The organism is Corallococcus sp. EGB (assembly GCF_019968905.1).
Classification (GTDB): domain Bacteria; phylum Myxococcota; class Myxococcia; order Myxococcales; family Myxococcaceae; genus Corallococcus.
This window is the reverse complement of sequence record NZ_CP079946.1, coordinates 2,957,019-2,971,315: the sequence shown is the minus strand read 5'-3', so window position 1 is coordinate 2,971,315 and position 14,297 is coordinate 2,957,019. Positions and strand designations below refer to the sequence as shown.

12 protein-coding genes are annotated in these 14,297 nt (G+C 72.5%); 1 reads left to right on the top strand and 11 read right to left on the bottom strand.

All coding sequences use genetic code 11. The features are described 5' to 3' along the window. Positions 1-321: 321 nt before the first annotated feature. The 11 genes from KYK13_RS12840 to KYK13_RS12795 all read right to left on the bottom strand — a co-directional run bounded on the left by KYK13_RS12840 (position 322) and on the right by KYK13_RS12795 (position 12,520). Complete coding sequence (locus tag KYK13_RS12840; RefSeq protein WP_223644482.1) at positions 322-1,263, bottom strand: 5'-nucleotidase; 942 nt, start codon at positions 1,261-1,263, stop codon at positions 322-324. 66 nt (positions 1,264-1,329) lie between these two features. Beyond that, positions 1,330-1,464, bottom strand: coding sequence for a hypothetical protein (locus KYK13_RS38855; protein ID WP_255417389.1), 135 nt, complete (start codon positions 1,462-1,464; stop codon positions 1,330-1,332). Next, entirely contained in the window at positions 1,464-2,339 is an 876-nt protein-coding gene (locus KYK13_RS12835; protein ID WP_223644481.1) for a tetratricopeptide repeat protein, read from the bottom strand. Before KYK13_RS12835 ends, KYK13_RS38855 begins: the two co-directional genes overlap by 1 nt. A 111-nt stretch (positions 2,340-2,450) precedes the next feature. Further along, positions 2,451-3,704: a protein-glutamate O-methyltransferase CheR gene (locus KYK13_RS12830; RefSeq protein WP_223644480.1), complete on the bottom strand. Its 1,254-nt coding sequence runs from the start codon at positions 3,702-3,704 to the stop codon at positions 2,451-2,453. Positions 3,705-3,713: 9 nt separating this feature from the next. After that, positions 3,714-4,772 carry a chemotaxis-specific protein-glutamate methyltransferase CheB gene (gene cheB / locus KYK13_RS12825; protein WP_223644479.1) on the bottom strand — a complete coding sequence of 353 codons (1,059 nt, stop codon included), beginning with the start codon at positions 4,770-4,772 and terminating at the stop codon, positions 3,714-3,716. A gap of 80 nt (positions 4,773-4,852) precedes the next feature. After that, positions 4,853-7,270: a response regulator gene (locus KYK13_RS12820; RefSeq protein WP_223644476.1), complete on the bottom strand. Its 2,418-nt coding sequence runs from the start codon at positions 7,268-7,270 to the stop codon at positions 4,853-4,855. Beyond that, positions 7,267-9,093 (bottom strand): methyl-accepting chemotaxis protein, encoded by a 1,827-nt coding sequence (locus KYK13_RS12815; RefSeq protein WP_223644474.1) that lies wholly within the window; start codon positions 9,091-9,093, stop codon positions 7,267-7,269. Before KYK13_RS12815 ends, KYK13_RS12820 begins: the two co-directional genes overlap by 4 nt. Before the next feature lies 1 nt (position 9,094). After that, complete coding sequence (locus tag KYK13_RS12810; protein ID WP_223644472.1) at positions 9,095-10,939, bottom strand: methyl-accepting chemotaxis protein; 1,845 nt, start codon at positions 10,937-10,939, stop codon at positions 9,095-9,097. Then, a complete protein-coding gene (locus KYK13_RS12805; protein ID WP_223644470.1) occupies positions 10,936-11,304 on the bottom strand; it encodes a protein CrdC in 369 nt (122 codons plus the stop codon). Before KYK13_RS12805 ends, KYK13_RS12810 begins: the two co-directional genes overlap by 4 nt. A gap of 5 nt (positions 11,305-11,309) precedes the next feature. After that, entirely contained in the window at positions 11,310-11,747 is a 438-nt protein-coding gene (locus tag KYK13_RS12800; protein ID WP_223644468.1) for a chemotaxis protein CheW, read from the bottom strand. A gap of 23 nt (positions 11,748-11,770) precedes the next feature. Then, positions 11,771-12,520, bottom strand: a complete 750-nt coding sequence (locus tag KYK13_RS12795) for an OmpA family protein (RefSeq protein WP_370645414.1) — start codon at positions 12,518-12,520, stop codon at positions 11,771-11,773. A 177-nt stretch (positions 12,521-12,697) separates the two neighbouring features. Between KYK13_RS12795 and KYK13_RS12790 the strand changes: the two genes are divergently transcribed. Beyond that, positions 12,698-14,161, top strand: a complete 1,464-nt coding sequence (locus tag KYK13_RS12790) for a sigma-54 dependent transcriptional regulator (protein WP_223644464.1) — start codon at positions 12,698-12,700, stop codon at positions 14,159-14,161. The last annotated feature ends 136 nt before the right edge of the window (positions 14,162-14,297 follow it).

Below are 14,297 nucleotides of genomic sequence, written 5' to 3'. Positions count from 1 at the left end.
TGAATTGACTCCGCACCTTGGACGCGACACGGCCCAGAGGGGCGCCCGGAACGCTGGACGCAGGTGCCTCGGGTCGATGCCGGTCGATGTCGATCACGCGCGGCCTGCCGCTCGTCGTGCGAGCAGCGTGGGGGGAGGCCATGAAAACTCGCGAATCACATTATTCGGTCGAACACCGACCTGCCATGCGTTCCACGAAGCAGGGCCTGCCAGCCCCCCAGAGGGGCTGGAACGGGCGTGACACATGCCGCGACAGGCGGATGAAACCGGTGTTTCATCCCCCATCCCAGGATGGATGGGGTTGGCTCCGGGCCAGGAAGCTCAGTGACCCGCGGAGCCGGGCGGCTCGACGCGCTCCACCTGCTTCTGGACGGCGGCATCCGACGCCACGTCCGCCCCCAGCTGCAGGTACGTCAGCAGGTACGTGCGCCCCGTCGCCGGGCCCTGGGCCGCCGCCGTGCGGGCCAGCGCGTCGCGCCGGGACTCGAAGGAGGCCAGCGTCTCCTGGAGCGAGCGGCGCGCGTCCTCGCCCTGCTCCGCCTTCAGGCGCTCCTTCACGCGCTCGATGTTCGCCTCCACCATGCGCTGGCTCTCCCGCGCGCGGTTCGCCTCGGACAGGTCGGTGAAGGGGCCATCGCCCTCCACGGACAGCTCCAGCTTCGCCACCTGGCGGCCCCGCTCCCCGGGCGGCACCAGCGTGGACACGCCCTGGCGCTGCGCCATGCCCACGCCCCGGCTGTCGTGCGACTGCACCACGAAGTCCACGCCCTCGGCGCCCTGGGCCAGCTTCACGGCCTCCACGTAGGGCACCGCCGCGAGCAGCACCACCAGCTGCACCTGCTCCTTCTGGCGCAGGCGCTTGACCTCCGCGCCCACCGCCGGCGCCACCGGCAGGCCCCGCACGCCCGCGGGCAGGAAGGCCGCGCCGCCCGCCGGAGCCTGGGGGTCCGCCGACGCCGGGGACACGCCGACGATGCCTACTTTCAGCCCGCCCACCGTCGTCACCACCGACGCGGGGAAGAGCGCCTGCCCCTTCGCGTCCACGAGGTTCGCGGACACGAGCTTCAGCTTCGCGCCCTTCGTCTTCTTCTTCAGGAAGTCCACGCCGAGCACGAGGTCGCGCTGGCCCACGGCCATGGCCGTGTAGCCCTGCGCGTCCAGCTGCTCCAGGAGGAGCTCCGCGCGAGGCTTCGCCGACGCATCCTGGCCATCCGCCAGGGTCTTGAAGAGCGCGTTGCCAGCGTCCAGCGCGAGCACCGGCACGCCCCTGGCGCGCTCCTGCGTCAGGACCGTCTTTCGTCTGGCCAGACCGCCAGACGGGTTGTGGCGTCAACCACAGGGAGCGACTTCGCCCCCGTTGTCTCCGGTGAAGAGCAGCACGAGCTTCTTCGGCGCGGCCCCCGCCACGAGCGGCAGGAGCAACAGCAGCGCCAGGGCGGCGAGCTTCGGGGCGCGGAGGCGCATCACTTCTTCGCCTTCTTCGGCGCGGGAGCGGGGGCCGGCGCGGGCTTCTTCTCCAGCTCCGCCAGCTTCGTCTTCGCCGTCCTGGCCGCGTCCGACTTGGGGTAGCTCTTCACCAGCTCCTCCAGCGCCAGCTTCGACTCCTCCTTCATCTTCAACTTCTGGAAGCAGTCGGAGGAGCGCAGGTACGCGTCCGGCGCGGAGGGCGTCTTCGTGTAGTCCTGCACCACCTTGCCGTACTCGAAGAGGGCCTCGCGGCACTTGGACTCGGTGAAGTACGTCTCGCCGAGGCCGAAGTGGGCCTCGCCCACGAGCGCGTCCTTGGGCCACTTCTTCACGAACTCGCTGTAGAGCTGGCGCGCGACCAGCGCGTCGCCGGCCTTCGCCTTGTCCTGCGCGAGCGCGAAGAAGTCCTTCGCGGTCGTGGGGCGCTGGAGCTCCTCGGCCTTCTTCCTGGCCTCGGCCTCCTTCACCGCCTCCGTGCCCTGGAGCGCCAGCAGCCGCTGGTTGGTCTCCTCCGTGCTCTTGCCGAGCGCGGCCTCCAGCTCACCAATCTTGTAGAGGTAGGTCTCCACCTGGCCGCGCAGCTGCGCCAGGTCCTCCACCGTCTTCTGGAACTGCACGCCGATGTCCGCGTCCTTGCGGCGCGCCGCGGTGTCCAGGCTCTGCAGGGCCTGGGTCACCTGGGCGATCTTCTCATCGAGCTTCGGCTGGGTGACGGCGAGCTGGTCGCGCGCCTCCTTCAGCTCCGCGGCCATCTTCGCGTTGTCCGCGCCCAGCCGGTCCACCTTGGCTTCCAGGGCACGACCACGGTCGGCGGGGTAGAAACAGCCGGGAACGGCGGCGGTCAACAGGGCGAAGAGGACGAGCCTGCGCATGGGCCGAGCATCCTAGGTCCAAAGCGCCCCGCGCGCCGCTTCTGTTTCCATCGCCCGCGACCACCTCCAGGGCGGCAGGTGGACCGGGCGAGCAGGCCACCCCTGCCCTGCTCAAGGCCCCCCTTCCGCCTCCAGCCGCTCCACGGCCCGGGCGCAGGCCACCCGGAGCCGGGGCAGGTTGAGGAAGAAGGGCACCGGCCGCGCCCGCCCGGACTCCACCGCCCGCAGGGCCCTGCGGTACGCCTCCAGCGCCGCGCCGGGCTGGCCGCACTGCTCCAGCAGGAGCCCCAGCAGGTAGCGGGCGGCGACGTGGTCCGGATCCAGCTCCAGACACCGGCGCAGGTCGCGCTCGGACCGCTCGTCCGGGACGCCCTTGGAGGCCCCGTCGAGCACGCACGAGAAGAGCCAGTCCGCCTGCGCCATCGCGGCCTCGTCCGCAGGCGCGGGCGGGTCCGGCACCGGCGCCGGTGCGCCCGGCTTCGGCGCGGCGGGCCCGGGCCGGGTGATGGTCGGGAACCGGCCGGAGTTGCGCTTCGGCCGGGGCGCGCTCGCGGGCGCGGCGTCCTCGCGGACGTAGAAGAAGGCGTGCTCGCTGGCCAGGAGCCGCAGCTCCGGGGGCACCTGGAGCAGGGGCTCCGCGGCGGACAGCACCAGCACCCCGCCGGGCGCGAGCCGCTCGCTCAGGCTCCGCACCGTGCGCTGGAAGGCGTCCGGCGTGAAGTAGATGAGGACGTTGCGGCAGAAGATGATGTCGAACCCGTTGCCCCCGGCGGCCTCCGGGTACGGGGACTCCATCAGGTTGTGGCGCCGGAAGTCGGCCTGCGCGCGCAGCGACTCCACCAGCGCGTGACGCCGGCCCTTCGGCTCGAAGAAGCGCGTGCGAAGCGCCTCCGGCACGCGCAGGAGCGCCTCCGCCGTGAAGCTCAGCTCCCGAGCCCGGGTGAGCACCGGGTCGGAGATGTCCGTGCCCAGCACGCGGCTGGCGGGATCCGCTCCCTCCTGCGCCATCAGGAGGAGCAGCGTGGCGACCTCCTCGCCCGACGCGCAGCCCGCGCTCCACACGCGCAGGGGCTGCTTCGAGCGCTGCACCCGGGGCGACAGCACGTGCTCCCGGAAGGCGGACAGCTGCACCTCGTCCCGGAACACCTCCGACGTGTGCACCGCCACCGCGTCCACCATCCGCGCCAGGTCCGCGGCGCCCGCCGGGGTGCCCAGGTGCGCCAGCAGCTGCGCCGCGCTCCGTCCGTTCCCCAGCGCCTCCAGCCGCGCGTCCAGCCGCCGCCGCTGGGCGGCGCTCAGCGCCATGCCCGTGTGCGCCTGGAGCCAGGCGTGGACGGGGGTCCAGCGCTCGGGGGAGGACGTCATCGCGCGCGATCAGCGGCTGGCGGCCAGGGACTCTCCGCGCGCCAGCCGCGCCAGGGTGGCCGCGACGTCATCGCCGTGGATGAGGTGGTCCACCGCCCTGCGCTCCACCGCCGCGCCCGGCATGCCGAACACCACGCAGGACTCCTCGTTCTGCGCCAGCGCCAGCCCACCGCCCTGCTTGATGGCCAGGAGCCCGTCCGCCCCGTCCGCGCCCATCCCGGTGAGCACCACGCCCACCGCGCGCCGGCCGTAGGCCTTGGCCACGCTCTCCAACAGCACGGTGCCGCTGGGCATGTGCCCGTCGCGCTCCACGCCGGCCTTGAGCGCCACGCGGCCCCGCACGGGCACCATCATGTGCTGCTCCGGCGGCGCCACCAGCACCAGCCCCGGCTGGAGCGTGTCCCCGTCCACCGCCAGGCGCACCTTCAGCTTGCTCGCGTTGGCGAGCCAGCTGGCCAGCGACTCCGAGAAGGCGGCGTTGATGTGCTGGACGATGACGATGGGCGCCGGGAAGTCCGCCGGCAGCTCCGACAGCATCCGGTAGAGCACCTGCGGGCCGCCCGTGCTGGCCGCCACCGCGACGATGCCCATGGAGGCCGCGGGCAGCGCCGGGACGGGCGTGTGCGGCATCCCCGGCGCGCCGCGCTTCTGGCCCCGCACGTGGCGGATGACGCGCACGGAGGAGATGAGCTTCACCTCCTTGGTGAGGTTCCACGCGTCCGGCCCCGCGTCGATGGCGGGCTTGATCTGCAACGCCAGCGCGCCCAGCTCCAGCGCGCGGTAGGTCAGCGCGGGGGCCTGCGAGCGCGGGTCGCCCGTCAGCACCAGGATGGGCGTGGGGCACTCGGCCATGATGTGCTCCACGGCCGTGAGCCCGTCCATGACGGGCATGTCCACGTCCATGGTGATGACGTGGGGGCGCAACTCCTTCGTGAGGGCGACGGCCTCCTGGCCGTTCGCGGCGGTGCCGATGACCTGGATGTCCGGGTCGTCGCTCAACGCCGCGCTGATGAGCTGGCGGCAGATGACCGAGTCATCGACCACCAGCACCGTCACTTTCTTACCCATGTCCGTTCAATACCCCGGTCGCGCCGCGGGAGTATAGCAATGCGAATGGCGCCCGGGGCTTCCGCGAGCCTCCGGGGGCTTCAGCCCAGGAGCCGCCCCACGACGTCCACGAGGTCCTGCCGGACGAGGTCGCCCTTGGTGATGTAGCCGTCCGCTCCGGCCGCCAGCCCACGCGCCCGGTCCGCCTCCCCTCCCCGGGTGGTGAGGATGACGACGGGCAGGCGGCTTCGGGCCGGATCCGCCTTCAGGTGCCGGGTGAGCTCCACGCCGTCCATCTCCGGCATCTCCAGGTCGGTGACGACCAGCTCCACCGGGGGGCCCTCCCGCGCCAGCTGCTCCAGCGCGGCGGGCCCGTCCGCCGCCCGCAGGGTGTCGTACCCCACGGCCTCCAGCAGGTTGGCCACCAGCTCTCGGGTGAGGGGCGAGTCATCCACCACGAGGATGCGGCGGCGGCGCGGCGCGGGCGCGCGCGCGGGGGGGCGGGCGAGCCGCAGGGGCGCGGTGCCGTGCACGCCCGCCGCCAGCGCGGCAGCGGACAGCACCATGGCCAGCCGTCCGTCCGCGAGCGACGTGGCCCCGGTGAGGTGTGTGTAGCGCGCGAGGATGCCCTTCAGCGGGAGGATCGCCTGGACGCGCTCCTTCAGCACCCGATCCACCGCCAGTGCGGCCTCCATGCCCTGGCCCTTCACCACCAGCACCAGCTCCCCTTCACGGGCGGGGCGCTCGGCGTTGATGCCGAGGAGCGACGCCAGCGAGGCGAAGGGCAGCACGCGCCCCTCCACGCGGAGGGTGGGACGGCCGGCGACCTCGCCGATGTCGGAGGCGTCCACCTTCAGGGCGCGGGAGACGTGGACGGCGCTCAGGGCGAGCGTCTCGTCGAGGACCTGGACGAAGAGCAGGGGCGCCACGGTGAGGGACACCGGGACGCGCAGGGTGAAGATGGTGCCCCAGCCGGGCGCGGACTCCACGCCCACGTCGCCGCCCAGGGCCTGGAGGGACGTACGCACCGCATCCAGCCCCACGCCGCGACCTGACAGGTCGGTGACCACGTCGCGCGAGGTGAAGCCGGGCAGGAAGACGAGGTCGCGCGCGGCGGCGTCGGACAGGGCGTGGGCGGCGGGCTCATCCAGGATGCCCCGGCGCACGGCCACGCGCCGCAGGAGCGACGGGTCCATGCCCGCGCCGTCGTCCTCCACGCGCAGGATGATGCGGCTGCCCTCGCGGGCGGCGCGCAGGGTGAGACAGCCCCGGGGGTGCTTGCCGGACGCGACGCGGTCCACGCGCGACTCCAGGCCGTGGTCCAGGGCGTTGCGGACCAGGTGCATGAGCGGCTCGCGCAGGGCCTCCACGACGGAGCGGTCCGCGCGGGTGTCCTCGCCGTCCACGACGAGCTCCACCTCCTTGCCCAATTCCCGCGCCAGGTCGCGGACCATGCGGGGATAGGGCTCGAAGAGGACGGAGAGGGGCAGCATGCGCAGGCCCTGGATCTCCTCCGACACCTGATCCAGGTCGCGCAGCTCCGCGTTGGCCAGCAGCTTGGCCTCGCGGTGCAGGGTGGCGGCCAGCTCCTTGGCGCGGCCCAGGCGCTCCGCGAGCGCGATGCCGGCGGGGCCCAAGTCCTCCGCCGCGCGGGCCAGCTCGCTCAATTCGCGCACGAGCTCCAGGCGGCGCGCGTTGGCCAGCTCGCGGCGGCGGGCCACCTGGCCCAGGTTGGTGACCGCGCTGGTGAGCATGTCCAGGCTGGCCACGCCGATGCGCACGGCCGTGTCCATGCGAACGTCGCCGGTGCGCACCGTGCCGGCCCCGGGCTTCTGCGCGGAGCCGGGACGCGAGCGCGCGCTGTCGACCATCCGCGCGCCCGGCAGGGGGCCCGGGAACGCCGCGGGGTTCGCGGCCGACTCCGAGCGAAGGGCCGCCGCGATGAACTGCGACGCGGCGGCTGCCGGGGATGCACCTCCCGCCTGGGCATCCGTGCGCGCCGGTGCCGTTCCCCAGTGCGCGGGGACCACCACGGCGGCGGAAGGCTCCCGGCGGTCCGCCACGATGAGGGGCGAGGTCCCGTCCCCCTTCGCGGGCCGGTGGCCCTCCTCCAGACGGGGGGCACCCGCCGGACGGGTGGACTCCGCGATGACGCGCTGCTGGAGCGTCGCCACCAGCGTCTCCACCGCCAGCATCGGCTCGCCGGCCTGCAGCGCGCCCGACAGCGTGAGCACCGTGTCCGCCGTGGCGAGCAGCGCGTCGGTGGACTCCGACGACAGGCGGTAGCGCTGCGGCTCCGCGGAGCGGACCAGCTCCTCCATCTCGTGGGCGAGCGTGTTGATGTCGTTGAAGCCCATCATCCGGGCCTCGCCCTTGAGCCCGTGCAGCTCGCGCAGCACCCGCTGCCCCGCCTCCAGGTTGCCCCCGGACTCCAGCTCCATCAGGGAGCGGTTGATGCGCTCCAGACGGACCGTGACCAGGTCGCGGAACTGCTTGAGGAGCCGTTCGCTGGGGTTCACCCGCCGCCCCCCCTTCGCAGGGTCGCCTGGTGGATCTGGAAGCGCTCCACCACCCCGCGCAGGTCCTGCGCCAGGCCCAGCAGGTCCCCGTTCGCCGCGCCCACCTGCTTCGTCGCGTTGAGGTTCTGCTGGGTGATGCGCAGGATGTCCGCCATCGTCTCCGCGAGCTGATCCGTGCCCGCCTGCTGCTGCTGCGTGGACCGGGAGATGATGCGCACCGAGTCCGACGTCTGCCCCGCCAGGCGGACGATCTGGCTGAGGGACTGGGACACCTGCTCCGCGAGCCCCGTCCCCGTCTCCACCGCGCGCACCCCGCCACCCGTCACCCTCACCGCCGCGGCGGAGGCCTCGCGCACCTCCTCGATGAGCCCCTCAATCTCCTTGGTGGACTCCAGCACGTTCTCCGCCAGCCGGCGCATCTCCGCCGCCACCAGCGAGAAGCCCCGCCCCACCTCGCCCGCCTTGGTGCCCTCCAGCTCCGCGTTGAGCGCCAGCAGGTCGGACTTGTCCGCGACGCCGTTGATGAACTCGACGATCTTGCCGATCTGCTGCACCCGCTTGTCGAGCCGCCCCACCGCCGCGCCAATGGCCTGGTTGTCCTGCCGCATGCGCGCCATGGCCCCCAGGAAGGACTCCGCGCTGCGCTGTCCGCCCTGGGCCGCCGCCAGCGTGCGCTGGGCGATCTCCGCCACCGAGCTCGCGTTCTCGGCGATCTGCTTCGCGGACCGGGCCAGCTCCTCCGTGGTGGCGCTCGTCTCGTCCAGACTGCTGGCCTGCTCGGCGGCGCCCGCCTCGTAGCGTCCGGAGGTGCTGAGGATCTCCTCCGTGGTGGCGGAGATCTGCGAGCCCGCGCGCTGCAACTCCGCGAGCACGTCCGCCAGGTGCGTGCGCATCGTGGTGAAGGCCGCGGACACCGCCCACACCTCGTCCTCCGCGGGCACGAGCCGGTGGCTGGCCAGGTCGCCCGCGGCGATGCGGCGCGCCTCGCCGGACAGCTCCCGCATGGGGCGCCCCAGCAGCGTTCCGCCCAGGTACGCCGTGGCCAGCGCCAGGCTGAACACCCCCGCGAACAGGAGCGCGCTGGACGTCAACGCATCCAGCCGCAGCGCGTCCACCAGCACGCCCTGCGCGTCCGGACTGCCCGCCTCCAGCAGCTGATGGAAGAGCCGGTCCGACAGCGCCGTGACGACCTGCGCGCACATCACCGCGGGGGTGACCACGCAGATGGCGGTGAAGGCCACCAGCCGCGCGCGGATGCGTGCGCGCCGGGGCAGCGCGGCGATGACCTGCGCGTGCGTCAGCCCCTGCCCCGCCAACCACAGCACGCCGCGCCGGGCCCTCAACGTGACGAGCCCGTACACGAGCAGCGACGTGAGCGGGCCGAACAGCGCGCCCAGCCCGGCGGCCCGCAGGGTGACGTCCCCCGGCAGCTCCATCACCGACCAGAGCGCCAGCGCCACCACGCCCGTGGTCAATCCCCACAGGCCCAGCGAGCGGAAGAACGCCTCACCCGGCGCGCGCACCACCTCGCCCACCGCCTTCGCCAGGTGCTCGGGCGTGGGTGGCAGCGCTCCACGCTCCAGGGCCCGCAGGCGGGGGAAGCGGCGCAGGGACACGCCCACGCCCAGGAGCATGTGCAGCGCGCTCAGGCCCACCACCAGGACGACGAGCGCGCCCAGCCGCCGGATCAACGGTTCACCCACCACGAGCGACGCGAAGTGCAGCCCCAGCGTGGAGCCCACCAGGTTCGCCAGCGGAATGGGGACCATCAGCTGCCGGCTGAAGGCGGCCCGCCGGGGCGCCTGGCGCGAAGCGGGGGCCATGTCACGCACCTCCCGTCGCGGCGGGCGAGCCGGGCGCCGGAGGGGGCTCACTTCCGGGCGCAGGCTCGACGTGGAAGCGCTGCACCACGTCCTGCAGGTCCGCCGCCAGGGCGGACAGGTCCGCGTTGGCCGCCACCATCTGCTTGGTGGCCGCGGCGTTCTGCTCGGTGACGCGCAGGATGTCCCCCATGGCCGCCGCGAGCTGATCCGTGCCCGTCTGCTGCTGGAGCGTGGCCAGCGAGATGCTGCGCACCGCGTGCGACGTCTGCCGCGCCAGCTCCAGGATGAGCCCCAGGCTGTCGTCCACCTGCGCCGCCAGCAGCGTGCCCAGCTCCGTCGTCTTCAGGCCCGCTTCCGTGGCCATCACCGCGCCGTTCGTCGCGTCGCGGATCTCCCCGATGAGGCCTTCAATCTCCTTCGTGGAGCGGATGACGTTCTCCGCCAGCCTCCGCATCTCCGCCGCCACCAGCGAGAAGCCCCGCCCCACCTCGCCCGCCTTGGTGCCCTCCAGCTCCGCGTTGAGCGCCAGCAGGTCGGACTTGTCGGCGATCTCGTTGATGAACTCGACGACCTTGCCGATCTGCTGCACGCGCTTGTTGAGGCGCACCACCGCGTCCGCGATGGCCTCGTTGTCCTCCTTCATGCGCTGCATGGCGCCCAGGAAGGCGGTGGCGCCGCGCTGGCCGGACTGCGCCGCGCCGAAGGTCGTCTCCGCGATGGCGGACACGGACTCCGCGTTGTCGGCGATCTGCTGCGCGGACCGGGCCAGCTCCTCCGTGGTGGCGCTGGTGGCGTTGAGCGCCCCGGCCTGCTCGTCCGCGCCCGCCTCCTGCTCCGTGCTGGTGGCCACCAGCTGCTCGGTGGTGGACGCGATCTGCAGGCCCGCGCGCCGCAGCTGCGACAGGGCCTGCACCAGCTGCACCTGCATCTGGGTGAAGGCCGCGGAGGTGGCCCACACCTCGTCCTCCGCGTGGATGACGCGCGGGGGCCGCACCTCGCCGCGAGCGATGCGCGTCGCGTCCTCGGTGATGGCGCGCAGGGGCTCCGACAGCGCCGTGCCCCCGAGCGCCGCGGTGCCCAGGATGAGCAGCGTGACGACCCCGGCGATGAGGCCCAGGGGCGGCCCGCCTCCTTCGCGCGCCCGCGCCATCACCGCCGCCCGCTCCGAGGGCGTGGTGGCCTGGGCCCAGGCGTCCACCACCGCCACCGTGCGCGTGAAGGCCACGTCCAGGATGAAGAGGGAGGGGCTCAGCACCGCGATGGCGGTGAACATCACCAGCCGGCGGCGGATGTGCATGCGCAGGGGCGGCAGCGCGGCCAGCACCTCCAGCGGCGCCAGCCCCAGCGACACCAGCCGGTCCAGCGTGGCCCGCGCGCGGCGCACCACCATCAGGTACACGAGCATCGCGCTCAGCGGGCCAATGGACAGCCCCAGCGCGGTCAGCCGCAGGGACTCCGTCCACGGCACGTGCGCCAGGGAGGGAAAGGACAGCGCCACCAGCAGCGTGCCGCCCAGCCAGCCCTGCATCACGAACCAGAAGCTGCGGCCAGGGATGGCCGCCACCTCCTGGACCGCCACCAGCAGGTGCTGCGGCGTGGCGGGCAGGCGGCCCTCCCCCAGCGCGAAGAGCGTGCGCAGGGCGCGTGAGTCGCGCGCGTACCCCACGCCGATGAACAGCGCGAGCGCGCACAGCATCAGCCCCGACAGCGGCGTGCGCCCCGTCTCCGGAATCGTGTGGGACAGGTGGACATGCAGGAACGCGACCGCCACGCCCAGACAGCTTCCGGGAATGCGAGGCCGCGTCGTCCAGCGCCCGAGGGCGCGCAGCTCCGGCGGCGGCGTCATGCGCCCTCCCCGTCCAGGCCGCGCAGGTAGCGCTGGAAGGCCTCCAGGCGCAGGAGCGGCCAGAGCACGCCTCGCGTGAGGACGAAGCCGCGCAGGCTGCCACCAGAGGACCCCGCCACCACCGGCGACGGCGGCAGCAGGGACAGCACCTCCGAGTCGATCTCCAGCCCGTCCACGCCCACCGTCCCGCCGGCGGCCGTCACGAGCACGCGCTGGGCGTCGCCGGTGCCGTGGAAGGCCCGGTGGGCGGACACGGTGCCCGCGTCCGGCGCGGCGATGGAGGCCACCTCGCCCGCCTCGAAGGCGATGCGGTGCGGCCCCACGTGGCACAGGAGCGTGCCCTCGACCCGGCCCGCGGGAGGCATGGGGCTCAGCCGCCCTGGCTCAGGTGGTCGAAGAGGCCCTCTGGGTCAATCACGGCCACGTCGCGCGAGCCGCTCTTCACGGGGCCGCGCAGATGGACATGCACGCCCGAGGGGCCCAGGGGCTCCAGCGGCCCCATCAGCGCGGACACGCCAGCCACGTTGCTGGCCGTGAGGGCGAGGGTGCCGCGGGAAAGCCGGACGAGCACAGCGCGCCGGGACCCGGCGGAAACCCCGCCCACCAGCAGGCTCATGTCCACGACGGGGATGACTTCACCCCGGTGCGCGAACACCCCCAGAAGGTGGGGCGGGGAACCCGGTACCCGCGTCAGCTCGGGGAAGGTGACGACCTCCGCCGCCGCTTCCGCGGGTACCGCGTACCAACTGCTTCCACACGCGAAGACGAGGTAGGACTGACGCGTCGTTTCCGACTCTAGGGCGGCCATGCGCGCCAGAGCCTACCCCAGAACTAGCGCTGGAACTCCACGCGGCGGTTCTCCGCCCAGGCTTCCTCGGTGGAGGCGTTGTTGACCGGGCGGGTCTCACCATAGCCCACCGTGGTCAGCCGGTTGGACGGCACGCCCAGGTCGACCAGGTAGCGCTTCACGGCCGCGGCGCGGCGGTTGGACAGCTGGAGGTTGTACTCCTCCGTGCCGCGCTCGTCCGCGTGGCCGCCCAGGGTGATCTTGCCCTGGCTGGACTTGATGCAGGCGGCCAGGTCGCTCAGGCGCGACTGGGCGCTGGAGTCCAGCGTGGACTCGTTGAAGCCGAAGCGCACCGGCGAGTAGTCGCAGCGCGAGGAGGCGTCAGACGTCACGCAGCGGCCGGCCTGGCACTCCTGGCCCTCACCGCAGTCGGTGTTGGTGGAGCAGGTGTTCTGGGGAGCCTGGCAGCGGCCGGCCTGGCACTTGCCACCGTGGCACGCGGAGTCGTCCTTGCACTGGGCCTCGGCGCACTTGCCGGCCTCGCAGATGCGGCCGGCGCCACAGGCCGTGTCCGTCGTGCACTCAGGGGGCTTCGGGGCGCACTTGTTCGCCTGGCAGGTGAAGCCTTCGCGGCAGTTCGCGTCCGTCGCGCACTCCTGGCACTGGCCCTGGACGCAGACCTCGCCCTTCTCCTGGCACTGCTCGTCGTTGTTGCACTTGGGGTAGGTGGGCGGGCACCCGGTCATCACGGCCACGGCGAGGGCCAACCCGGCCCAAAGCGAAATCCGACGCATCATTCCTCCGACAGCAACCACGGGAAAAGAGAGGGCCCACAGGGGATGGACCCAGGCCGTCGCGTGTAGTCGGACCCACCGGGAAGAGTCAAAAGATTTGTCTTTTCATCAGCCCTTCGGGCAGCACGAGACCCTTGATGCCCCGATTATTTCCGTGAGAGTGTGAGCGGTTTGCCCATGCCCGCTGCGGTCCTGATCGTTGATGACGAAAAGAACATCCTCCTCACCCTGAGCCAGTCGTTGCAGCTGGCTGGCTACCGCACCGAGCTGGCCAGCAGCGGCCAGGTGGCGCTGGACGTGGTGAGCGCACGGCCAGTGGACGCGGTGTTGATGGACGTGAAGATGCCGGACATGGACGGCCTCACGGTGCTGGCGCGTCTTACGGAGCTCAAGCCGGACCTGCCCGTCATCATGATGTCGGGCCACGGCACGATTGACACCGCGGTGAAGGCCACGCAGCTGGGCGCGCGAGACTTCCTGGAGAAGCCGCTGGCGCGGGACCGGCTGCTGGTGGCCTTGCGGAACGCGCTGAAACACCAGGCGGCGATGGAGGAGTTGCAGGAGCTGCGCGCGCAGCTGGGCCGCTTCGACATGGTGGGCGGCGGTCCCGCGATGCAGCGCATCTTCTCCCTCATCCAGCGCGCGGCGCCCAGCGAGGGGCGCGTGTTGATCACCGGTGAGAACGGCACCGGCAAGGAGCTCATCGCGCGGGCGCTGCACCAGAACTCCAAGCGCAAGGGCGGCCCGTTCGTGAAGCTCAACTGCGCCGCCGTGCCGCACGACCTGATTGAGAGCGAGCTGTTCGGCCACGAGAAGGGCGCCTTCACGGGCGCGGTGAGCGTGCGGCGCGGCAAGTTCGAACTGGCGCACGAGGGCACGCTCTTCCTGGACGAGATTGGCGACATGCCGGCCGCCATGCAGTCGAAGCTCTTGCGCGTGCTGCAGGAAGGCGAGCTGGAGCGCGTGGGCGGCGCGGAGACGCTCAAGGTGGACGTGCGCGTCATCGCCGCGACGAACAAGAACCTGGAGAAGGAGATCGCCGCGGGGCGCTTCCGCGAGGACCTCTACTACCGGATCAACGTCGTGCAGATCCACTCCCCGCCGCTGCGCGAGCGCCGCGAGGACCTGCCGGACCTCATCGACACCTTCCTGCGAGAGGCGTGCGCGAAGAACGGGCGGCGGCCGCTGGCATTGTCGCCGGACGCGCTCGCGGTGATGAGCGCGTATGACTATCCGGGCAACGTGCGCGAGCTGCGCAACCTGGTGGAGCGGCTGGCCATCCTGTGCGAGGGCCCGGTCGTCTCGCGCACGGACGCGCTGGAGCTGTTGCCCCGGGGCCGTCCCCTGCCCCCGATGCCCGAGCCCACCGCGGGCGGAGATGTGCCTGCATCACCGCCCACGGTGGTGACGGCGCCTCCCGCCGCCGAGCCCGCCACCGCGAACACCGGCGGTTGGAAGCCGCGCGTGGATCAGACCTTCCGCGAGCAGGTGGAGGACGCGGAGCGGGAGATCATCCAGCGGGTGCTCGCCCACACGCATGACAACGTGACGGAGGCCGCGCGGATCCTCGACCTGGAGCGCGGGCACTTCTACAAGAAGATGAAGGCCCTGGGCCTGCGCCGCGGACAGTCTGACTCGTAAGTGCCTGCATTTGCTGCTCCTTTTTAGAGGTACTGCCGTCGCGGACCGCCCCATGGTCGGTCCGTGTGCTCGCCGTGTGCTCGTCCGCCATCCCTGAAACCACCCGGAACCGGCCGACCTGCCGCGCCAGGTGCGC

Coding starts and splice junctions, on each gene's coding strand:
- KYK13_RS12800 (WP_223644468.1), bottom strand. CDS start 11,747: ATGGCCGCCCTAGAGTCGGAAACGACGCGTCAGTCCTACCTCGTCTTC.
- KYK13_RS12805 (WP_223644470.1), bottom strand. CDS start 11,304: ATGCCTCCCGCGGGCCGGGTCGAGGGCACGCTCCTGTGCCACGTGGGG.
- KYK13_RS12790 (WP_223644464.1), top strand. CDS start 12,698: ATGCCCGCTGCGGTCCTGATCGTTGATGACGAAAAGAACATCCTCCTC.
- KYK13_RS12830 (WP_223644480.1), bottom strand. CDS start 3,704: ATGACGTCCTCCCCCGAGCGCTGGACCCCCGTCCACGCCTGGCTCCAG.
- KYK13_RS12795 (WP_370645414.1), bottom strand. CDS start 12,520: ATGCGTCGGATTTCGCTTTGGGCCGGGTTGGCCCTCGCCGTGGCCGTG.
- KYK13_RS38855 (WP_255417389.1), bottom strand. CDS start 1,464: ATGCGCCTCCGCGCCCCGAAGCTCGCCGCCCTGGCGCTGCTGTTGCTC.
- KYK13_RS12810 (WP_223644472.1), bottom strand. CDS start 10,939: ATGACGCCGCCGCCGGAGCTGCGCGCCCTCGGGCGCTGGACGACGCGG.
- cheB (WP_223644479.1), bottom strand. CDS start 4,772: ATGGGTAAGAAAGTGACGGTGCTGGTGGTCGATGACTCGGTCATCTGC.
- KYK13_RS12815 (WP_223644474.1), bottom strand. CDS start 9,093: ATGGCCCCCGCTTCGCGCCAGGCGCCCCGGCGGGCCGCCTTCAGCCGG.
- KYK13_RS12835 (WP_223644481.1), bottom strand. CDS start 2,339: ATGCGCAGGCTCGTCCTCTTCGCCCTGTTGACCGCCGCCGTTCCCGGC.